Raw genomic sequence first — 20602 nt, 5'->3', positions numbered from 1 at the left:
CGTTCCCTCTTGTCGGTGATCATCAAGGCTCGTTGCGGCCCTTAATATACCTACTAGACGAAAACATATGCATCTGCAATTATCTTTAAGCATAAAGCATTTTGGGGCGGGGCGTGAGCGAGTTCGACGCCATCTTTGTCGGGGCGGGCCACAACAGTCTGGCATGCGCCGCGCATTTGGCGCTCAAGGGCTGGAAAATAGCGGTTTTCGAGCGCAGCGAAGCAATCGGCGGCGCGGTGCGGACCGCCGAATACACGCTTCCCGGCTTCCGGCACGATTTCGGCGCGATGAACCTAAGCCTCTTCGCCGGCTCCGCCTTTCACCGGAAATATGCAAATGAATTGAAAGGACACGGGCTGGAATTCGCGCCGGTGGGCGACTGTTTCGCCAGCGCCTTTCCGGACGGGACATGGTTTGGCGTCAGCAACGACCTCGAAAAGACGGTGTCGCGGCTGGCCGCCTTCTCGTCGGCGGATGCAGCCGCATGGCGCCGCCTGGTCGGCGCCTTTCCAGGGGAAGCCGAACATTTGTTCCGCCTGCTGGGCTCGCCGATGAGCGCAAAGGCGCTGGCTGGCACGGGCTGGAACCTGTGGCGCAAGAAGGGCATCGCCGGCGCTCTCGATACGGCTCGATTGCTGCTGTCATCGCCTCGCGCCTGGCTCGAGGAAAATTTCGAGACGCCGCATGTGCGCACGACCCTCGCGGCCTGGGGCATGCATCTCGACTTCGCGCCCGACATCGCCGGCGGCGCCGTGTTCCCCTATCTGGAATCGATGGCCAACCAGAGTTTTGGCATGGTGCTGGGCAAGGGCGGCGCCGACACCATCATCCGCGCGCTGGCCGGCATGGTGACGGCGGCCGGCGGCAAGATCACGACCGGCGCGGATGTCGCCGAGATAGCGGTTTCCGGCGGCATGGCGACCGGCGTGCGGCTGGCATCCGGCGAAACCCATAGCGCGACCAACGCCGTCATTGCCGGTGTCGCGCCGAAGGCGCTGCCGGGCAAGCTGCTGCCCAATGGCTCTGGCGACGCCGGCTTCGATGCGGCGATGAAGAAATTCCGCCATGCGCCGGGCACGATGATGATCCACCTGGCGCTGGACGACCTGCCGGACTGGAGCGCCGGCGCCGAACTTCGCCAGTTCGCCTATGTGCATCTCGCGCCGTCGCTCGACGCCATGTCGCGTGTCTACCAGCAGGCGATCGCCGGCCTGCTGCCCGACCAGCCGGTGCTGGTCGTCGGCCAGCCGACGGCGGTCGATCCGTCGCGCGCGCCGCAAGGCAAGCATGTGCTGTGGGTGCAGGTGCGCATGCTGCCGGCGGAGATCCTTGGCGACGCAGCCAGCAAGATCGCGCCCGCTCACTGGGACGCGGTCAAGGACGCCTATGCCGAGCGCGTGCTCGACATCATCGAAAGCTACGCGCCGGGATTGCGTAAAAAAATCCTCGGCCGCGCGGTGTTCTCGCCGCTCGATCTGGAACGCGAGAACCCGAACCTTGTCGGCGGCGACCAGATCTGCGGCAGCCATCATCTGGCGCAGAATTTCCTCTTCCGCCCGGCGCGCGGCTTCGCGCGCTGGAGCACGCCGGTATCGAACCTCTTCCTCACCGGCGCCGCGACATGGCCCGGCGCCGGTACGGGCGCAGGCTCCGGCTTCCTGCTCGCCCAACAGCTGGGAGGGAACTAGAGCATGATCCCGAAAAGCGGGAACCGGTTTTCGGAGAAAGATCATGCTCCAACAAAGAGCTAGAATTCCGGGATGGACAAGCGCGGTTGCCCACCACCGAATGAAAACGCCGCGCGGACAAATGACAACCAACAAGGGGAACGACCATGACCATCAACAGACGCGACTTGCTCGGATATAGCGCGGCAGCGATTGGCGCCGCCACGCTCGGCCTGCCGAGGGCGGCAAAGGCGGCGGACGAGCTCACCATCGCCTACAATGTCAACCTGCCCTCCTGGGATCCGACAACCGGACCCTCGGCGGTGAACCCGACCATCCAGGGCCTCTACCAGTCGGTGTTCGACCAAATCATCGGCCAAAAGCCGGACCTTTCCTTCACGCCCGGCCTGCTCACCGAATGGGGTTGGAACGACGACCGCACCAAGGTGATGATGACGGTGCGTGAGGGCGTGAAATGGCATGACGGCTCGCCCTTCACACCCGAAGACGTGGTGTGGTCGCTGACACGGGCCGGCGACGAGAAGACCGGCAACCCGATCCAGTTCGTCTGGAAGAACGTCAACAATTTCAAGATCGACGGCAACAAGATCACTGGTGACGTCGTGCAGTTCGACCCGGTCTATTTCAAGTGGATGTCGTTCCTGACCGGCTACATCCTGCCGAAGGCCTATTACGAGAAGGTCGGCGCCGAAGGTTTCGAGAAGGCGCCGATCGGCACCGGGCCGTATATGGTCGACAAGTTCGAGCGTAACGCCTTCCTGCGGCTGAAGGCCAATCCGAACTATTGGGGCACGAAGCCGGCCTTCGAGAACGTGACGATCAAGTTCGTCACCGACGCGGCGAGCCGTGTCGCCGAGATCGAATCCGGTTCCTCGCAGGTGACGCTCGAAATTCCCTATGAGGAATATGACCGGCTGATCGCCAAGGACGGGCTGGCCGGCTCGATCAAGAACGTTTCCGACATCGGCATGATCTTCTTCAACGACATCGAGGCGATGCTGGACAAGAACGTCCGCCAGGCGGCCGTGATGGCGGTGGACAAGGATCTGCTGGTGAAGCGGCTGCTGCGCGGCTACGGCCAGCCGATCGCGACGCTGGAGACGCCGGAATACACGGCCTTCGATGCCTCGATCAAGGTCGAGCACAATCCCGACAAGGCCAAGGAACTGCTCGCCGCTTCCGGCTACTCGCCGGATAAGCCGGTGAAGTTCACCATCCAGACGACCAAGGGCTTCAAGCCCAAGGACTATGAGATGATCCAGGCGATCGTCGGCATGTGGCGCAAGGTCGGCATAGAGGCCAATATCGAGGTCTACGAGATCGCCAAGCACTATGAGCTGCGCGCCGCCGACAAGCTGGCACCGGCCGCCTTCTACAACTGGGGCAATTCCATCGGCGACCCGACCACCTCGACCGGCTTCGCCATGTACGGCCCGAGCCCGCATTCGGTGTGGGACAGCCAGGACCTGATCGACATGATCAACCCGCTGTGGGGCGAGAAGGACGAGGCCAAGCGCATTGCCGGCTGGAAGGCCGTCGACAAATACATCGCCGAACAGGCCTATGTGCTGCCGCTGATGCAATACGCGCAGCCGATCGTGCACTCGAAGAAGGTCAATGTCGTGCAGCATGTGTCCGGCGCGCTGCTGCCGGCGCTGATGACGCCGGCCGCCTGATCGTCGGTCTTGGATTGCCACGCGCGCCGTCCGCAAGACGGCGCGCATTTTCATCTAGGCATATGGGCGCATGCTGCTGCAGAGATTCCTCGTTCGTCTGCTGACGATGCTGGTGACGCTGTTCGGCGTCGCCATCGTCGTCTTCGTCGTCATCCGCGTGGCGCCCGGCGACCCGATCGCCATGATGCTGCCGCCCGGCGCCAGCAATGACGACATTGCGCGGCTGCGCGCGCTCTACGGGCTCGACAAGTCGATCGTGCAGCAATTCTTCATCTGGCTCGGCGGCGTGCTGCATGGCGATTTCGGCACGTCGATCTCGTTGCGCCAGGACGTGCTCGGGCTGGTCTTCAACCGGCTGCCGGCGACGCTGGAGCTTGCGACCGTGGCGCTGCTGATGGCGATCGCGATCGGCGCCACGGCCGCGATCCTCGGCGCGCGCTCGCGCGGCACGGCGGTCGAAGCCGGCATCGACATCGCCAGCGGCGCGACGCTCTCCATCCCCGATTTCCTGTGGGGCCTGGTGCTGATCCTGCTGTTTGGCGTGCTGGTGCCGGTGTTCGACATTTCAGGGCGAGTTTCGCCGCAGCTCGATTTGCCCTTCGTCACGCAGTTCTATCTGGTCGAGAGCATCCTCAGGTTACGCTTCGACCTGACCTGGGACCTGCTCAAGCACATGCTGATGCCGGCCGTGGCCTTGGCGCTGCCGCTGGCGGCGATCATCGCGCAGCTCCTGAAACAGTCGCTGAAGGAAGTGCTCGACCTCGACTATGTCGTGCTGGCGCGGGTCAAGGGTTTTTCCGAAACGCAGGTGATCCTGCGCGAGGCGCTGAAGAACGCGGCGCTGCCGACGCTGACGCTGGTCGGCGTGCAGTTCACCTTCCTCATCGGCGGCACGGTCATCGTCGAGCGGCTGTTCTCCTATGAGGGCCTCGGCAACATGGCGATCGACGCCGTCATCAACCGCGACCTGCCGCTGATCCAGGGCATCGTGCTGGTGTTCGCGCTGCTCTTCGTGCTGATCAACCTTGCCGTCGACATGATGTATGCGCTGCTCAATCCGAGGCTGCGCCATGGATGACGCGCGCATCGCCCGACGCGGCTTGAGCCCGCGGCTGTGGCTGGCTGGCGGCTGGCTTGTGCTGGCGCTGCTGGCGGCGATCTTCGCGCCGCTGATCGCGCCGCAGGATCCCCTGGCGCAGGACCTGATGCTGGAGCGCCTGCCGCCCTTCTGGCTCGACGGCGCGGAGCCGGGCTATTGGCTGGGCACCGACAGCCTCGGCCGGGACCTGCTGTCACGGCTGATCTTCGGCGGCCGCATCGCCTTCATCGTTGCCTTCGCCGCCGCGACGTCCGCCTGTCTCCTCGGTTCGGCGCTGGGGCTGATCGCGGGCTATTTCGGCGGCTGGGCCGACCGCATCATCTCGCGCATCGTCGACGTGTGGATGGCGTTCCCGCCGGTGCTGTTCGCGATCCTTCTGGTCGCGGTGCTGGGTACGGGACTCAGTTCCGTCATCCTCGCCATCGCGATCATCGACTGGACGCGCTTCTGCCGGGTCATCCGCGCCGAGGCGATGAGCCAGGCGCGCATGGACTATGTCGAGAGCGCGCGCATCGCCGGTTATGGCCGCATGGGCATCATGCTGCGCGAAGTGCTGCCCAATGTGCTGCCGTCGGTGGTGGCGCTGTTGTCGCTCGAAATGGGCATCGCGGTGATCGTCGAAGCGATCCTGTCCTTCGTCAATCTGTCGATCTCGACCGACGATCCGACCTGGGGCGGCATCATCGCCGAGGGCCGGCTGTCGATCCATCAGGCCTGGTGGGTGCTGGTGTTCCCGCTGATCACGCTGATCCTCACCGTGCTTTCCTTCAGCCAGTTCGGCGAGGCGCTGAAGACGCGCTTCGATCCGGTGCTGCAATGAGCGCGTGCCTCGAAATCCGCCGCTTGAGCGCCGTGCTCCCCAACGGCCAGCGCGTGCTGCGCTCGGTGTCGCTTGCTGTCCAGCCGGGCGAAGTGCGCGCGCTGGTCGGCGAGAGCGGCGCCGGCAAGACGATGATCGGCAAGGCCGTGCTCGGCGTCCTGCCGAAAAGCGTGCGCGTCGTCGAGGGCGATATGCTGATCGAGGGCGAGTATCTCGGCCGGCTCGATCCCAAGGCGCGGCGGAACCTGATCGGCGCGCGCACGGCGCTGATCCCGCAGGATCCGCTGACCGCGCTCAACCCGTCGCGGCGCATCGGCCCGCAGATGACCGACCGGCTGGTGCGCATCCTCGGCTGGAGCGGCGAGAGAGCCGACCAGCGCACCCGGCAACTGCTCGACGAGGTGCAGATCCGCGATCCCGAGCGCGTGCTGAAAAGCTACCCGCACGAATTGTCGGGCGGCATGCGCCAGCGCGTGCTGATCGCGGCGGCCTTCGCGGCGGAGCCGAGGCTGATCGTCGCCGACGAACCGACGACTGCGCTCGACGTCACCGTGCAGAAGCAGATCCTGCGGCTGATCGCGCAACTGCAGCGCGATCACGGCACGGCGATCCTGTTCGTCACCCATGACCTCGGCGTCGTCGCCAAGATCAGCCAGAAGGTTTCGGTGCTCTATGCTGGCAAGGTGGTCGAGGAGGCCGATACCGCGCAGCTTTTGGCGGCCCCGCAGCATCCGTACACGCGCGCGCTGATCGCGGCGACGCCGCGCTACACCGATCCGTATGCCTCGCTGAAGCCGGTGGACGAGAGCGTGCTTGCCGGGCTGGCGGCCGAGATCGCCGCCGCCGACAAAGGCTGGAGGCCCGGCCATGGCTGAGCCGCTGTTTTCCGTGCGCGGGCTGAAGGTGGCGCTGCCCGACATGACGCGCAAGCCGCTGATCGGCCGCGCGCCGCTGGCCGAAATCCTGAAAGGGCTGGACTTCGACCTGCCCAAGGGATCGGTCACCGGCATCGTCGGCGAGTCCGGCTCCGGCAAGTCGACGCTCGGACGCGCCTTGGTGCGACTGCTCGAGCCGGGCGCCGGCAGGATCAGCTTCGATGGGCGCGACATCGGCCATCTTTCAGAGGCCGAGCTGAGGCCGCTTCGCCGCGACCTGCAGATGATCTTCCAGGACCCGATGTCGTCGCTCAACCCGCGGCATACGATCTTCAACATCATCGCCGCCCCCTTGAGGCAGAACGGGCTTGGCGACCGGCTGAAGGAGCGCGTGGCGGAAGCCCTGCAGCGCGTCGGCCTGCCGCAGAGTTTTACCAGCCGCTACCGCCACGAGCTTTCGGGCGGCCAGCGGCAGCGTGTCGGCATCGCGCGGGCACTGGCGCTGTCGCCGAAATTCGTGCTGGCCGACGAGATCGTCTCAGGCCTCGACGTCTCGACGCAGGCGCAGATCCTGACGCTGCTGGAAAGACTGGCGGCCGAGATGGGGCTGACGGTCGCCTTCATCAGCCACGACCTTTCGGTGATCCGGCGGCTCTGCCAGCAGGTCATCGTCATGCGCGAAGGCAGGATCGTCGAGGCCAGCGCCACCGACGCGCTGTTCGCCAGCCCTAAGGAAACCTACACGCGCGACCTGCTCGCCGCCATTCCACTGCCGGAGATCGATCCGGACTGGCTGCAGCCAGCGGCGAAGGCGCCCGAATGAACTGAGCTATCCGCACGCCGACCAGCGGGCCTCGGATGTGCGCAAGGACAAGTGAGCCCGCCAACGGAGTGTGACATGAACTACGCAACTCGCGGCGCGATGCTTGCCGCAATCCTGTTCGGCTCAATGGGGGCCGCATCGGCGGATGCGATACCCGGCATGCGCGGGCACGACCACACCGGCCTTACCGTGCCCGACATGAAGCAGGCCGTCGACTTCTTCACCAATGTCGTCGGCTGCAAGAAGGCGATGTCCTTCGGTCCGTTCGCCGACGACAAGGGCACGTTCATGCAGGACGTGCTCGGCGTCGATCCGAAGGCGGTGATCGAGGAGATCACCATGGTACGCTGCGGCTATGGCTCGAACATAGAGCTGTTCAAATACACGGCGCCCGACCAGAAGGACCTGACGCCGAAGAACAGCGACATCGGCGGCTTCCACATCGCCTTCTATGTCGACGACGTCGCCGCCGCGAAGGCCTATCTGGAGGCCAAGGGAGTGAAGACCAGGATGGGACCGCTCCCGGTCAAGGAAGGGCCGGCGGCCGGCCAGACCATCCTCTATTTCCAGGCGCCTTGGGGGCTGCAGTTGGAGGCGATCAGCTACCCGGATGGGATGGCCTATGAAAAGGGCGCCGAGACAGTGTTGTGGAGCCCGAAGGATCCGACCAAGTGAAGAACCAAACGCGCCGGCGGCGATCATTCAATTATGAAACTTTAAGCTTGAAATAAATGCCGCGCGGCGCAATACTGAAAATTGAGATCGCCGGCATTGCCGGCGTTCCCGATGCCTTAGAGCGTTTCACGCAATTCCGGACGGAAAACCGCTACTTTTCCCGGAATTGCTCTGGAGGAGATCGCAAGACATGAAGGTTGCGGTTCTCGGCGGCGGACCAGCCGGCCTCTACTTTGCCATCTCGCTCAAGCTGCGCGACGCCGCGCACGAGGTGACGCTCTATGAGCGCAACCGCGCCGACGACACGTTCGGATGGGGCGTGGTGCTGTCGGCGGAGACGCTGGAGAACCTGACCAGGAACGACCCGGTCAGCGCCGTCTGGATCAAGAAGCATTTCGCCTATTGGGACGACATTGCCGTCATCCATGACGGTGTGCGCACGGTGTCCTCGGGCCATGGCTTCTGCGGCATCGGGCGCAAGCGGCTCTTGGTCCTGCTGCAGCGGCGCGCCCGCGAGCTCGGCATCAAGATGATGTTCGAGACCGATATTTCCGACCCGAAACCCTTCATGGAAACGCATGATCTGGTGGTCGCCGCCGACGGGCTGAACTCGAAATCGCGCGCGGCCTTCGCCGATGTCTTCAAGCCAGACATCGACACCCGCAAATGCAAGTTCGTGTGGCTGGGCACGACGCAGAAATTCGACGACGCCTTCACCTTCATCTTCGAGAAGACGGAGCATGGCTGGGTGTGGGCGCATGCCTACCAGTTCGACAGCGAGACCGCGACCTTCATCGTCGAATGCAGCGAAGAGACCTGGGCCGCGTTCGGTTTCGGCCAGATGACGCAGCAGGAATCGATCGCGATCTGCGAGCGCATCTTTGCAAAGCATCTCGGCGGCCATCCGCTGATGACCAACGCCAACCACATCAGAGGTTCGGCCTGGATCAATTTCCCGCGCGTGCTGTGCGAGCGCTGGTCTTACAAGAACCTGGCGCTTATGGGCGATGCGGCGGCCTCGGCGCATTTCTCCATCGGCTCCGGCACCAAGCTCGCGCTGGAGAGCGCGGTGGCGCTCGCCGATTATGTCGAGTCCGAGCCGGACCTCGAAGCGGCCTTCCGCAAATATGAGGATGCGCGGCGCACCGAGGTGCTGAAGCTGCAATCGGCGGCGCGCAATTCGCTTGAATGGTTCGAGGAAGTCGAACGATATCTCGGCCTCGATCCAGTTCAGTTCAACTATTCGCTGCTCACCCGCTCGCAGCGCATCAGCCACGAGAACCTTCGCCTGCGCGATGCCGAATGGCTGGCGGGCGCCGAGGAATGGTTCCAGCGCAAGGCCGGCGCCGGCGGCAACAGCCTGCGCCGCGCGCCGATGTTCGCGCCGTTCAAGCTGCGCGACATGACTTTAGCCAACCGCATCGTCGTTTCGCCGATGGCGCAGTACAAGGCGATCAACGGCTGCCCGACCGACTGGCATTTTACGCACTATGCCGAGCGCGCCAAAGGTGGCGCCGGCCTGCTTTACATCGAGATGACCTGCGTCAGCCCGGAAGGACGCATCACGCCCGGATGCCCGGGCTTCTACAAACCGGAGCATGAGATCGCCTGGAAGCGGCTGGTCGATTTCGTCCATGCCGAGACCGAAGCAAAGATCTGCGCCCAGATCGGCCATTCCGGCGCCAAGGGCTCGACCCGTGTCGGCTGGGAGGGAACGGACGTGCCGCTTGCTACCGGCAACTGGCCGGTGATGGCGCCGTCGGCCGTCGCGTGGTCGCCGAAGAACCAGGTGCCGAAGGCGATGGACCGCGCCGACATGGATCTGGTCCGCGACCAGTTCGTCGCCTCGGCCCAGATGGCCGCGCGCTGCGGCTTCGACATGCTGGAGATCCATGCCGCGCACGGCTACCTGCTGTCGGCCTTCATCACGCCGCTGACCAACCGCCGCACCGACGACTATGGCGGCTCGCTGGAAAACCGCATGCGCTATCCGCTGGAGATCTTCCATGCGGTGCGCGCGGTGTGGCCGGCCGAAAAGCCGATTTCGATGCGCATTTCGGCCAATGACTGGGTCGGCATCGAAGGCGTCACGCCTTCGGACGCGGTCGAGATCGCGAAGATGCTGCACGAGGCCGGCGTCGATCTTTGCGACGTATCGGCCGGGCAGACATCGATCGCCGCCAGGCCGGTCTATGGCCGCATGTTCCAGACGCCGTTTTCCGACCGCATCCGCAACGAGGTCGGCATGGCGACGATGGCGGTCGGCAACATCTATGAGCCCGACCATGCCAACTCCATCCTGATGGCCGGTCGCGCCGACCTGGTGGCGCTGGCCAGGCCGCATCTTGCCGATCCCTACTGGACGCTGCACGCGGCGGTGACGCTCGGCGATCGCGGCGTCAAATGGCCCGATCCCTATCTGCCCGGACGCGACCAGATCTACCGGCTGGCCGAGCGCGAAGCGGCTGCGGGGCTCAAAGTATGAGCGCCGCGCGCGAAATCACCGGCAAGCACGCGCTGGTCACCGGCGGCGGTTCCGGCGTCGGCAAGGCCATCGCGCTGGCACTGGCGGCAGAAGGTTTGGCCGTCACCATCTGCGGGCGGCGCGAAGCTGCCCTTGCCGAGGTCGCAAAGGAAAGCGACCGCATCTTTGCTGCCGCCGCCGATGTCACGAACGAAGCCGACATGGCGGCTCTCCACGAGAAGGCGGAAGCCACGCGCGGACCATTCGACATCGTCGTCGCCAATGCCGGCATGGCGGGCAGTGCGCCGCTGCACAAGACTTCGCTGACCGACTGGCAGCGCACGCTGGACACCAACCTCACCGGCGCCTTCCTGACTGTGAAGCCGACGCTCGCCGGAATGCTGGGGCGCAAACAGGGCAGGATTGTCTTCATCGCCTCGACCGCGGGCCTCAAAGGCTATGCCTATGTCGCGCCTTACGTCGCCGCCAAGCACGGCGTGGTCGGGCTGATGCGGGCTTTGGCCGCCGAAACAGCCAAATCCGGCGTCACCGTCAACGCCGTCTGCCCGGGCTTCGTCGAAACCGACATGCTTGAGGAATCCGTCCAGCGCATCGTCGAGAAGACGGGACGTTCCACCGATGAGGCGCGCGCGAGCCTCGCGGCGACGAACCCGCAAGGGCGTTTCATCCAGCCGGAGGAAGTCGCGGCGGCGGTGCTTTGGCTGTGCAGCGGCGCCGCGCGGTCGATCACCGGGCAGGCAATCTCGGTCTCGGGAGGTGAGACATGGTAGCTGGACCTACGTCCGCCGGACCGGGCAAGGACAGGCTGCGGCTGTGGATACGCCTGCTGCGCGCCTCGCGCACCATCGAGGCCGAGCTGCGCGAGCGGCTGAAGAAGGAGTTCGACACGACGCTGCCGCGCTTCGACGTGATGGCGGCGCTCTACCGCGTGCCGGAAGGCATGCTGATGAGCGACCTGTCGCGCTTCCTGCTGGTGTCGAACGGCAATGTCACCGGCATTGTCGACCGGCTGGTTTCGGAAGGGCTGGTGACGCGGGCGCGGCGCAATGGCGACCGGCGCACCTCCATGGTACGGCTGACCGAGGAAGGCACGAAATCTTTCGCCGCGATCGCCGCCGCACATGAGAGCTGGGTCGGCGAATTGCTCGGCAATGTCAGCGAGGACGAGGCGCGGCGGCTGGCCGGCATGCTGAAATCGTTCCGCAGCAATTGGGAGGGACGCGAATGAGCGCCATGGCCAAGCTCAAGCCGAAGCATTTCCTCTGGGAGGTCGAAGGTAAGGTCGTAAAGGTTCGGCTCGACCGTCCCGAGCGCAAGAACCCGCTCACCTTCGACAGCTATGCCGAGCTGCGCGACACATTTCGCGACCTGGTCTATGCCGACGATGTCAATGCCGTCGTGTTCCTGCCCAATGGCGGCAATTTCTGCTCAGGCGGCGATGTCCATGACATCATCGGACCGCTGGTCAAGATGGACATGAAGGAACTGCTCGCCTTCACGCGCATGACCGGCGACTTCGTCAAGGCGATGCTGAACTGCGGCAAGCCGATCATTTCCGCGGTCGACGGCGTGGCCGTCGGCGCCGGCGCGATCATCGCCATGAGCTCCGACATCCGCATCGCCACGCCGGAGGCAAAGACCGCCTTCCTGTTCACCCGCGTCGGCCTCGCCGGCTGCGACATGGGCGCCTGCGCGATCCTGCCGCGCATCATCGGCCAGGGCCGCGCGGCCGAGTTGCTCTACACCGGCCGCACCATGAGCGCCACCGAGGGCGAGCGCTGGGGGTTCTACAACCGGCTGGTCGAGCCGGCGGCGCTCGAAGCCGATGCGCTCGATTTGGCGGCGCGCATCGTCGCCGGCCCGACCTTCGCGCATGGCATCACCAAGACGCAGCTCAACCAGGAATGGTCGATGGGCCTCGACCAGGCGATCGAGGCGGAAGCGCAGGCGCAGGCGATCTGCATGCAGACCGGCGATTTCGAACGGGCGTATCAGGCGTTCGTGGCGAAGCAGAAGCCGGTGTTCGAGGGGAATTGAGGATGTTGTGTCCGCTTAACAAGGACATGCTGGCGGGACAGCGCCCCCCTCTGTCCTGCCGGACATCTCCCCCACAAGGGGGGAGATCAGATGTCGCGTCCGCTTTCGCCAATCTCCACCCTCGCAAGAATAGCGGCGGCGCCCAAGCTGCTAATCTCCCCCCGAGTGGGGGAGATGTCCGGCAGGACAGAGGGGGGCGCCGTAGAGTGCAAACCTCGCAGAACTGGGGAGGCGAGAATGCCTGACCGCTCCTTCCTCGACTGGCCCTTCTTCGAGGACCGCCACCGCGAGCTCGCCGAGCGTCTCGAAGCCTGGTGCCAACGAAATCTCCCTGTCGATCATCACGACATCGACGCAGCCTGCCGCGCGCTGGTGGCGAAGCTCGGCCGCGATGGCTGGCTGAAACCAACGGCGCTCGACCCCGCCAACCCCGGACCGCTCGACGTGCGCACGCTCTGCATTACACGCGAGACGCTGGCGCGCCATGATGGGCTCGCCGATTTCGCCTTCGCCATGCAGGGGCTGGGCACTGGCGCGATCTCGCTGTTCGGGACGCCGGAGCAGCAGCGCTGGCTGGAAAAGACGCGGGCCGGTCGGGCGATCTCGGCTTTCGCGCTGTCGGAGCCGCGCTCGGGATCGGACGTCGCCAACATGGAGATGACCGCTGTCCGCGACGGCGGCGACTATGTGCTTTCCGGCGAAAAGACCTGGATCTCCAATGGCGGCATCGCAGACCTCTATGTCGTGTTTGCCCGCACCGGCGAGGCGCCCGGCGCGAAAGGGATTTCCGCTTTCGTCGTGCCTAGCGACGCGAAGGGGCTCAGCGTCGCCGAGCGGCTCGAGGTCATCGCGCCACACCCGCTGGCGCGGCTCTCCTTCGACAATGCCCGCGTCCCGGCTTCCGCGCTTGTCGGCAAGCCCGGCGATGGTTTTCGCATCGCCATGTCGGTGCTCGACGTCTTCCGCTCGACGGTGGGCGCGGCGGCACTCGGCTTCGCACGACGCGCGCTGGACGAGAGCGTCAGCAGAGCGGCCGAACGCAAGCTGTTCGGCGCGCCGATGGCGGAATTGCAGATGGTGCAGGGCCACCTCGCCGACATGGCGCTGGATGTGGATGCCGCCGCGCTGCTCATTTACCGCGCCGCCTGGACCAAGGACATGGGCGCCGCGCGGGTGACGCGCGAAGCGGCGATGGCCAAGCTGTTCGCCACCGACAAGGCGCAGGAAGTGATCGACAAGGCGGTGCAGTTGCATGGCGGCGACGGCGTGCGCAAGGGCCACATCGTCGAGAGCCTCTATCGCGAGATCCGGGCGCTGCGCATCTATGAGGGCGCTTCGGATGTGCAGAAGGTGGTGATCGCCAGGCAGGTGATAGGCGGGGCGTGACGCGATGCTTGCGGACCAAATTTGAAATAGGGGGAGGCCAGACATGCATACGATCCTGCAGCCCGAAGGCTGGGCCAAGCCGGTCGGCTACGCCAATGGCGTTGCCGCACAGGGACGACTGGTGTTCGTCGGCGGCCAGGTTGGCTGGAACGCCGAGTGCAAATTCGAGACCGACGACTTCGTCGGCCAGGTGCGCCAGACGCTCGCCAATGTCGTCGCCGTGCTCGCCGAAGCCGGTGGCGAGCCGCGGCACATCACCTCGATGACCTGGTACTTCACGGACAAGGCCGAGTATGTCGGCAACCTCAAAGGCATCGGCGGAGCCTATCGCGACGTGATCGGCCGGCATTTCCCGGCGATGGCCGCCATGCAGGTGGTGGCGCTGGTCGAGGACCGGGCCAAGGTGGAGATTCAAGCGACGGCGGTGATACCCGAGTAGCTACTGGCGAAGGCCCGCCTGCCTTAGCAACGGCAGCACGTGGTCGCAGAAATAGGGCAGTTCCTGGGTGTAGTTGACGAAGGACAGCGCGATGCCCTGGTAGCCATGCGCGGCGATCGCCGCCATGTCGGCGGCGATCGTTTCCGGGGTGCCGATCAGCGGATAGGTGCCGGCGCCGCCGGCGAAACGCTGGCGGTAGCGGTCATAGGCATGCGGATCATGCGACTGCGAGAATTCCTTCTTGCCGGCCATATGGGCATCAACCGCTTCGTGATCGGCCATCGTGACGGCGTAGCGCGTGTAATAGGCTTGCGCCTCCTCCATGGTCGGGCGGCAGACCACATGCGCCACGGTGTAGACGCCTACGTCGCGGCCCACCTTGGCGGCGCGCTCGCCGATATCGGTTATATGCTTGCCGGCATCGCTCATCTCCGAGAAGGTCGTGAAAAGATAGTCGCATCTGGCGGCGGCGAAATCCCGGCCCGGTGCGCCGAAAGCGGCGTTCATCGTCACTAGGCGCGGCGCCTGCAGGCTGGCCGGCCGGCTCACCGCTTCCTTCAGCCGATAGTAAGCGCCCTCATAGTCGAGCGGCTCGCTTGAAGCATAAAGCCGTTCAAGTATCTCGATCCACTCGGCTGCCTGGTCATAACCCTTTTCAACCAGCGGCGTCCCGAACATGCCGAATTCCTTCGGGTTCCAGCCGCAGACGATGTTGAGCCCCGCCCTGCCCTGGCTGATATGGTCGACCGTCGCCAGCGCCTTGGCGGCATAGAGCGGATGCACCAGCGGCACATGCACGGTCATGAACAAGCCGATCTGTTCGGTCGCGGCGGCAAGCGCCGCCGCCCAGGTGAAGGTCTCGAAGGAGAATTCGCGCACCTTGTTGCGGCCGCCGAAGCCGCGCCAGCGGGCGATCGGCAGCATGAATTCGAGGCCCGCGCGATCGGCGATCTGCGCCGCCGTCAGATTATCCTGCCAGCTTGCCGTCCAGCGTTCCGGCACATCGGTGATGGCCAGCCCGCCATCGGCGTTGGTGGAAAAGACGCCGAGCTTCAGTCTGTTCGGGCCGTGCAGGGGATGCGCTTTGATCATGTCCGGAACTCGTGGCGGAAGACCCACACGCTAGGCTCGGAGAAAAATATTTCAAGCCTGAAACAGCTTCGCCTCACCGCAGTTTGCGGATATGCATTGGGCAACACGAAAAGGGGACAGGCATGAGCGAATTCCGCCAGAAATGCATCGGCAAGGCGAACCTCATCGGGTCCTTCGCCGCCATCCCCCATCCGGTCGCCATCGAAGTGATGGCGTCGTCCGGCCTCGATTTCCTCTGCATCGACTGGGAGCACGCGCAGATTTCGCGCGAGACGATCGAGACCATGCTGCGCGCGGCTGACGTGCACCGCGTGCCGACCATGGTGCGCGTTCCCGGCCATGCGCCGGAAGCGATCCAGGCGGCGCTGGACAGCGGCGCGCAAGGCGTGCTGATCCCGCGCGTCTCGACAGCGGCCCAGGCGGCGATGGCGGTCAAGGCCTCGCGCTATCCGCCGCTCGGCGAGCGCGGTGTCGGCCCCGGCCGGGCCACCGGCTACGGCTATCGCATTCCCGAATATCTTGCCGCCGCCAATGAGCGGATTGTCGTTGCCATTCAGGTCGAGACCGCCGAGGGGCTGGCCAATATCGAGGCGATCGCAGCCGTCGACGGCATCGATGTTGTCTTCGTCGGCCCAGGCGACCTCTCGGTGTCGATCGATGCCGTCGGACCGGCGGGCGCGGACAAGCTCTCCCAGGCGATCAGGACAATCATCGGCGCGGCGGTGGCGCATGGCAGGACCGCCGGCATATTTTGCGCCAGCCCGCAGAATGTCGGCCGATGGACAGCCATCGGCGCGAGCTTCTTCGTGCTGGCTAGCGACACGATGTTTCTTGGCGCCGGCGCCGCGGCCAACTGCACCGCCGCGCGCGCCGAACTGGGCTAAGGCATGTTGATATTCAGGTGATGCCGGTCTGGCCTCAACACGCCTAATGCCGATCGCGGTCAAAAGCGTATCGGCGAAGCGACAGGCCAGCCAACTTTTTAAGCTTAAAACTTTTGCCTTGAAAAGCGCCGCGCTTTGGATAGCATCCGAAGCTGATGCGACTGCCGTGGCGGAGGGGCTTTTCCGGTCGGTCCATCGTTGGTGGAAGGGGGTTTCAGTCCTTGTCGTTTGTGTTGCCCCAGTCGTCGTCCAGCGCGCGCTATGCTTTCGATGGCGTGCGGGCGCAAATTCGCGACCTGCACACGGAAAACATCGCAAACCTAGCGGTTCGCGCGCGAGAGCTCGGCGATGTCATCGCACTCTGGTACGGCGAGGGCGACATGGTGACGCCCGCCTTCATCCGCGACGCGGCGAAGGCCGCTTTCGACGAGGGCCTGACCTTCTACGTTCCCAACATGCGCGGGCACGGCCCGCTGAACGAGGCGCTGTCGGAGTACCAGACGCGCATCCATGGCCGCTCGATCCCGATCGCGCGGACCACGGTGACACCGGGCGGCATGCAGGCGCTGTACCTTGCGCTCGAATTGCTGGTCGATACCGGCACCAACGTCGTCTATGTCGCGCCGCAATGGCCGAACATTCACAACGCCATCCACCTGATCGGCGGCGAGCCGCGGCCGTTCTCGCTCAACTTCAAGGATGACTGGCGGCTCGACCTCGACCGGCTGTTCGCCACCTGCGATGCGCGCACCCGCGCCATCTTCCTGTCGACGCCGTCCAACCCGACCGGCTGGACGGCGACGTGCGAAGAGATGCAGGCGCTGCTCGACTTCAGCCGGCGCACCGGTATCTGGATCATCTCCGACGAGGTCTATGGCCGGCTCTATTTCGACGGCGACGTCGCGCCGTCGATCCTGCAGATCGCCGAGGACGGCGACCGGGTGCTGTCGGTCAACAGCTTCTCGAAAGCCTGGGCGATGACCGGCTGGCGCATCGGCTGGCTGACCCATCCTTCAGGCGTTGCCGACCAGCTCGGCGCGATGACGCAATATATCAACAGCGGCACCGCGGCCCCGATGCAGGCCGGCGCCGTGGCGGCGATCCGGCAGGGCGAGCCGCTGGTCGAGGAAATCAGACGGCGGATCAGGACTGGCCTCGACCTTGCCTATGACAGGCTGGCGCAAATCCCAGGCATCATCCTGCCGACCAAACCGCGCGGCGGCATGTATGCCTTCTTTGCGCTTGAGGGTGAAAACGACGCCCGGCAAGCCTGCGCCAGGATCCTGGAGACGGCCCGCGTCGGGTTGGCGCCCGGCCATCTCTTCGGAAGCTCGGCAACGGCATTCCTCAGAATGTGCGTCTGCCGCGACCGCGACCAGATAGCGACCGCGCTCACCCGTATGGTCGCCGCCATGAATTGACGCCCCGCTGGGAGGTGGGACGGCAAGAAACCGTGCGGGGTCAGCCCTGCCCGATCAACAACCAGAGGGAAGACCCAGAGGGAAACCAAATGAGCTTTACGCGTCGCAACCTGCTTGTTCTGGCCGCCGCCATCGGCATCGCCGCCGGCTCCGCCACCGCTTATGCCGCCGATGTGCTCAATGTCGGCGCCTACCCGACCAACCCGCCCTTCGAATACAAGAACGAGAGCGGCACTTTCGAAGGTTTCGAGGTCGACATCGTCAACGAGGCGGCCAAGCGCATCGGCATGACCACCGACATCGCCGATCTCGGCTTCCAGGCGCTGTTCGCGGCCACCACCTCGAAGCGCATCGACGTCGCCATCTCCTCGATCACCATCACGGCCGAGCGGCTGAAGTCGCAGTCCTTCACGCAGCCCTATTATGATTCCGACATGGGCATCGCCACCAAGACCGACAGCGCGATCAACGCCGAGGCAGATCTCAAGGGCAAGGTCGTCGGCGTGCTATCCGGCTCGACCGGCGAGACCTGGGTCAAGGACCACCAGGCAGCCGACGGCTTCAGCGACGTGAAAGGCTACGACACGCAGCAGAACCTTCTGCTCGACCTCAGCGCCGGCCGCGTCGACGCCGCCGTCAGCGACGTCCCCGGCATGCAGTACTCCTTCCAGAAGATGAAGGACCTCGTCGTCAAGCAGCGCATCAAGACCGGCGAACAGTACGGGTTGATGATGACCAAGGACCATCCGCTGCTCGGCAAGCTGAACGACGCGCTGACGGCGATGAAGAAGGACGGCACGCTGGCCGCCATCCACAAGAAGTGGTTCGGAACCGACGCGCCGGCCGACTCCTCGACGGTCAAGGAAATGCCGCTGCCCAAGGCCTGAGCGGACTGACGAAAAACGAGCCGTGTCGGCTTTCGAGGCCCGCACGGCTCGTTTCCTTTCTCCCGGAACCCCAGGGCAGAGCTGATCTGATGTTTCGGGCCTCTACCCTCGTTTTTACGCAATTCCGGACGGAAAACCGTTTTCACACTTTTCCTGGAATTGCTCTGACACGGTTCGGGAACACCCCATGTCGCTGATCGACACCTTCTTCAATCCCGACGTCATCGCGTCGAGCCTGCCGGCGCTGCTGCGCGGCTTCCTCAACACGCTGCTGCTCGGAATTATGAGCATCGTCATCGGCATCGTCATGGGGCTGGCGATCAGCCTGGTGCGGCTCTACGCGCCAAAACCGCTGCGCTGGCTCGCCATCGGCTACACCGACATCTTCCGCGCCTTGCCGGTGCTGGTCGTGCTGATCTTGATCTATTACGCGCTGCCTTTCCTCGGCATCCGCCTGTCGTCCTGGGCGTCCGCCGTGACGGCATTCGCCATCATCATGTCGGCTTATTCGGCCGAAGTGTTCCGCTCCGGCATCGAGAGCATTCCGAAGGGCCAGTTCGAGGCGGCGCAGGCGCTCGGCCTGCCGTTCATGCTCACTCTGCGCAAAGTGGTGCTGCCGCAAGCCATCCGCGTGGTCATCCCGCCAATGACCAGCAATTGCGTCTCGATGTTCAAGGACACTTCGCTCGCCTCGACCGTGGCGCTGCCGGAACTCTTGAAGGAAGCGACCAATGCACAGTCGCTCTACGCGAACCCGTCACCGCTGATCGGCGCGGCGCTCGTCTATCTCATCTTCCTCTGGCCGATGGTTCGCCTGGTCAGCCTGCTCGAGCGCCGCTTCCAGACAGAGAAGACGCGCTGACGCCAACCAGTCCCCATCCAAGTCCTTCGCAGGAGCTTACCCGTGAACAAGCATCAGACAGACAATGCGAACGCCGCCGCGTTCCCCGTCGAAAAGATTCGGGCGATGTTCCCGGCGCTGCAGCGTGCCGGCGACTTCATCTTCATGGACAATGCCGCCGGCGCGCAGATCCCGCAAAGCGTGCTCGACGCGGTGACCAACCATCTGGTGTCGCACAATGTGCAGCGCGGCGGCCGCTATGGCCGCAGCGTCACCGTCGACCAGTCGGTGGCCGAGGCGCGGACAAGCGTCGCGCTGCTGATCAATGCCTACTGCCCGTCCGAAATCTGCTTCGGCATGAACGCCACATCGTTCATCCGCCTGGTCAGCCTCGGCATCGGCCAGATGCTTTCCAATGACGCGGTTGGGGGACGCGACGAGATCGTCGTCACCGACATGGACCATGACGCCAACATCGCCACATGGCTGGCACTGGAATCCGCCGGCGCCAAGTTCAAATGGTGGCGCATGCGCGAGGACGGCAATCTGCATGTCGACGATCTCAAGCCGCTGGTGTCGGAGCGCACGCGCCTCGTCGCCTGCACGGTGACGGCGCATTCGATCGGCTCGATCGTCGACGTCGCCTCGGTGGCCAGGATCGCGCATGCGGCAGGCGCCGAAGTGTTCCTCGACTGCGTGCATTACGGGCCGCACGGACTGATGGACGTGCAGGCCTGGGGCTGCGACTATCTCGTCTGCTCCGGCTACAAGAATTTCTCGCCGCATATGGGTTTCCTGTGGGGCCGCTTCGAAACGCTGAAGCGGCTGCCGACGTTCCGCGAGGATTTCATCCCCGACGAGCCGCCCTACAAGGTCGAGGCCGGCACCTTCATCTACGAGAATGTGTCCGGCATGGACGCGGCGGTGCGCTATCTGGAATCGATCGGCCGCAATTTCCTGCCCGAAAACAACCGCTCGCGCCGCGACAACATCGTCGCCGGCATGAACGCCATCCGCGACTACGAGCTGATGCTAGCGCGCGAGATGCTGAAGGCGCTGAAGGATTGCGGCGCGACGATTTACGGCGTCGGCGACGAGGCCCGCATCCATGAGCGCGTGCCGACCTTCTGCTTCAACATCGGCACGCTGTCGCCGCAACGGATCGTAGAGGAAATGGCCGAGATGCAGATCGGCATCCGCGACGGCCACATGTACGCGCCGCGGCTGATGAAGCGCCTCAACCTGTCGATGGACAGCGGCGCCATCCGCGCCTCGCTGGTGCATTACAACACGGTGGAGGAAGTGCACAAATTCGGCGCGGCGCTGCGGGCGATTATTGCGAAGTTGTCGTAGGCGGAGCGCAATTAGCTCGGGGTCGTCATCCACGGGCGAAGCAAGGAGCGAAGCGACGCGGCGCAGACCCGAGGATCCATTCCGTGACTTCAACGTGTTGCAGCGGTGCAGAATTCTGCTC

Annotated in this window: 19 protein-coding genes; 18 read left to right on the top strand and 1 reads right to left on the bottom strand. The window is 64.7% G+C overall.

Annotated elements, in window-relative coordinates; genetic code table 11:
• The first annotated feature begins 113 nt into the window (after positions 1-113).
• The 13 genes from FJW07_RS01740 to FJW07_RS01680 all read left to right on the top strand — a co-directional run bounded on the left by FJW07_RS01740 (position 114) and on the right by FJW07_RS01680 (position 14003).
• On the top strand, positions 114-1688 hold the full coding sequence (locus FJW07_RS01740) for an NAD(P)/FAD-dependent oxidoreductase (RefSeq protein WP_140854047.1): 1575 nt from the start codon (positions 114-116) through the stop codon (positions 1686-1688).
• A gap of 146 nt (positions 1689-1834) precedes the next feature.
• Positions 1835-3364, top strand: a complete 1530-nt coding sequence (locus FJW07_RS01735) for an ABC transporter substrate-binding protein (protein WP_140854045.1) — start codon at positions 1835-1837, stop codon at positions 3362-3364.
• A 70-nt stretch (positions 3365-3434) separates the two neighbouring features.
• Positions 3435-4442 carry an ABC transporter permease gene (locus tag FJW07_RS01730; protein ID WP_140832449.1) on the top strand — a complete coding sequence of 336 codons (1008 nt, stop codon included), beginning with the start codon at positions 3435-3437 and terminating at the stop codon, positions 4440-4442.
• Positions 4435-5283, top strand: coding sequence for an ABC transporter permease (locus FJW07_RS01725; RefSeq protein WP_140854043.1), 849 nt, complete (start codon positions 4435-4437; stop codon positions 5281-5283). The genes FJW07_RS01730 and FJW07_RS01725 overlap by 8 nt, the downstream gene beginning before the upstream one ends.
• Positions 5280-6158, top strand: coding sequence for an ABC transporter ATP-binding protein (locus FJW07_RS01720; RefSeq protein WP_140854041.1), 879 nt, complete (start codon positions 5280-5282; stop codon positions 6156-6158). Before FJW07_RS01725 ends, FJW07_RS01720 begins: the two co-directional genes overlap by 4 nt.
• Positions 6151-6981: an ATP-binding cassette domain-containing protein gene (locus tag FJW07_RS01715; protein ID WP_140854039.1), complete on the top strand. Its 831-nt coding sequence runs from the start codon at positions 6151-6153 to the stop codon at positions 6979-6981. Before FJW07_RS01720 ends, FJW07_RS01715 begins: the two co-directional genes overlap by 8 nt.
• 75 nt (positions 6982-7056) lie before the next feature.
• Positions 7057-7656, top strand: coding sequence for a VOC family protein (locus FJW07_RS01710; protein WP_246680625.1), 600 nt, complete (start codon positions 7057-7059; stop codon positions 7654-7656).
• Between the two features lie 190 nt (positions 7657-7846).
• Complete coding sequence (locus FJW07_RS01705; RefSeq protein WP_140854037.1) at positions 7847-10141, top strand: bifunctional salicylyl-CoA 5-hydroxylase/oxidoreductase; 2295 nt, start codon at positions 7847-7849, stop codon at positions 10139-10141.
• Positions 10138-10911 carry an SDR family NAD(P)-dependent oxidoreductase gene (locus FJW07_RS01700; protein ID WP_140854035.1) on the top strand — a complete coding sequence of 258 codons (774 nt, stop codon included), beginning with the start codon at positions 10138-10140 and terminating at the stop codon, positions 10909-10911. Before FJW07_RS01705 ends, FJW07_RS01700 begins: the two co-directional genes overlap by 4 nt.
• Positions 10905-11369 carry a MarR family transcriptional regulator gene (locus FJW07_RS01695; protein WP_140658297.1) on the top strand — a complete coding sequence of 155 codons (465 nt, stop codon included), beginning with the start codon at positions 10905-10907 and terminating at the stop codon, positions 11367-11369. Before FJW07_RS01700 ends, FJW07_RS01695 begins: the two co-directional genes overlap by 7 nt.
• The gene (locus FJW07_RS01690; protein ID WP_140854034.1) at positions 11366-12178 is read left to right on the top strand and encodes an enoyl-CoA hydratase family protein; all 813 of its coding nucleotides are present in this window, start codon (positions 11366-11368) and stop codon (positions 12176-12178) included. The genes FJW07_RS01695 and FJW07_RS01690 overlap by 4 nt, the downstream gene beginning before the upstream one ends.
• 237 nt (positions 12179-12415) lie before the next feature.
• A complete protein-coding gene (locus FJW07_RS01685) occupies positions 12416-13564 on the top strand; it encodes an acyl-CoA dehydrogenase family protein (protein WP_140854032.1) in 1149 nt (382 codons plus the stop codon).
• Positions 13565-13607: 43 nt separating this feature from the next.
• Complete coding sequence (locus tag FJW07_RS01680; RefSeq protein WP_140854030.1) at positions 13608-14003, top strand: RidA family protein; 396 nt, start codon at positions 13608-13610, stop codon at positions 14001-14003.
• Here FJW07_RS01680 and FJW07_RS01675 read toward each other — a convergent pair whose 3' ends face one another.
• On the bottom strand, positions 14004-15095 hold the full coding sequence (locus tag FJW07_RS01675) for an LLM class flavin-dependent oxidoreductase (RefSeq protein ID WP_140854028.1): 1092 nt from the start codon (positions 15093-15095) through the stop codon (positions 14004-14006).
• A 122-nt stretch (positions 15096-15217) separates the two neighbouring features.
• On the opposite strand from FJW07_RS01675, the gene FJW07_RS01670 reads away from it, so the two are divergent.
• The 5 genes from FJW07_RS01670 (at position 15218) to FJW07_RS01650 (ending at position 20481) form a co-directional block, all read left to right on the top strand.
• Positions 15218-15979, top strand: a complete 762-nt coding sequence (locus tag FJW07_RS01670) for an HpcH/HpaI aldolase/citrate lyase family protein (protein WP_140854026.1) — start codon at positions 15218-15220, stop codon at positions 15977-15979.
• 221 nt (positions 15980-16200) lie between these two features.
• On the top strand, positions 16201-17400 hold the full coding sequence (locus FJW07_RS01665) for a pyridoxal phosphate-dependent aminotransferase (protein WP_140854024.1): 1200 nt from the start codon (positions 16201-16203) through the stop codon (positions 17398-17400).
• 89 nt (positions 17401-17489) lie between these two features.
• On the top strand, positions 17490-18287 hold the full coding sequence (locus tag FJW07_RS01660) for an ABC transporter substrate-binding protein (RefSeq protein WP_140854022.1): 798 nt from the start codon (positions 17490-17492) through the stop codon (positions 18285-18287).
• 187 nt (positions 18288-18474) lie between these two features.
• Entirely contained in the window at positions 18475-19149 is a 675-nt protein-coding gene (locus FJW07_RS01655; RefSeq protein WP_140647094.1) for an amino acid ABC transporter permease, read from the top strand.
• A gap of 42 nt (positions 19150-19191) precedes the next feature.
• The gene (locus FJW07_RS01650) at positions 19192-20481 is read left to right on the top strand and encodes a cysteine desulfurase-like protein (protein ID WP_140854020.1); all 1290 of its coding nucleotides are present in this window, start codon (positions 19192-19194) and stop codon (positions 20479-20481) included.
• Positions 20482-20602 lie beyond the last annotated feature (121 nt).

The sequence above is a fragment of the Mesorhizobium sp. B3-1-9 genome (genome assembly GCF_006439595.1).
Classification (GTDB): domain Bacteria; phylum Pseudomonadota; class Alphaproteobacteria; order Rhizobiales; family Rhizobiaceae; genus Mesorhizobium.
The sequence above is the reverse complement of the archived record's forward strand: the minus strand, read 5'-3'. Positions and strand labels throughout refer to the sequence as shown.

Bases quoted from the DNA above. Each gene is read 5' to 3' on its own strand.
- FJW07_RS01735 (WP_140854045.1), top strand. From the start codon at position 1,835: ATGACCATCAACAGACGCGACTTGCTCGGATATAGCGCGGCAGCGATT.
- FJW07_RS01730 (WP_140832449.1), top strand. From the start codon at position 3,435: ATGCTGCTGCAGAGATTCCTCGTTCGTCTGCTGACGATGCTGGTGACG.
- FJW07_RS01725 (WP_140854043.1), top strand. From the start codon at position 4,435: ATGGATGACGCGCGCATCGCCCGACGCGGCTTGAGCCCGCGGCTGTGG.
- FJW07_RS01720 (WP_140854041.1), top strand. From the start codon at position 5,280: ATGAGCGCGTGCCTCGAAATCCGCCGCTTGAGCGCCGTGCTCCCCAAC.
- FJW07_RS01715 (WP_140854039.1), top strand. From the start codon at position 6,151: ATGGCTGAGCCGCTGTTTTCCGTGCGCGGGCTGAAGGTGGCGCTGCCC.
- FJW07_RS01710 (WP_246680625.1), top strand. From the start codon at position 7,057: ATGAACTACGCAACTCGCGGCGCGATGCTTGCCGCAATCCTGTTCGGC.
- FJW07_RS01705 (WP_140854037.1), top strand. From the start codon at position 7,847: ATGAAGGTTGCGGTTCTCGGCGGCGGACCAGCCGGCCTCTACTTTGCC.
- FJW07_RS01700 (WP_140854035.1), top strand. From the start codon at position 10,138: ATGAGCGCCGCGCGCGAAATCACCGGCAAGCACGCGCTGGTCACCGGC.
- FJW07_RS01695 (WP_140658297.1), top strand. From the start codon at position 10,905: ATGGTAGCTGGACCTACGTCCGCCGGACCGGGCAAGGACAGGCTGCGG.
- FJW07_RS01690 (WP_140854034.1), top strand. From the start codon at position 11,366: ATGAGCGCCATGGCCAAGCTCAAGCCGAAGCATTTCCTCTGGGAGGTC.
- FJW07_RS01685 (WP_140854032.1), top strand. From the start codon at position 12,416: ATGCCTGACCGCTCCTTCCTCGACTGGCCCTTCTTCGAGGACCGCCAC.
- FJW07_RS01680 (WP_140854030.1), top strand. From the start codon at position 13,608: ATGCATACGATCCTGCAGCCCGAAGGCTGGGCCAAGCCGGTCGGCTAC.
- FJW07_RS01675 (WP_140854028.1), bottom strand. From the start codon at position 15,095: ATGATCAAAGCGCATCCCCTGCACGGCCCGAACAGACTGAAGCTCGGC.
- FJW07_RS01670 (WP_140854026.1), top strand. From the start codon at position 15,218: ATGAGCGAATTCCGCCAGAAATGCATCGGCAAGGCGAACCTCATCGGG.
- FJW07_RS01660 (WP_140854022.1), top strand. From the start codon at position 17,490: ATGAGCTTTACGCGTCGCAACCTGCTTGTTCTGGCCGCCGCCATCGGC.
- FJW07_RS01655 (WP_140647094.1), top strand. From the start codon at position 18,475: ATGTCGCTGATCGACACCTTCTTCAATCCCGACGTCATCGCGTCGAGC.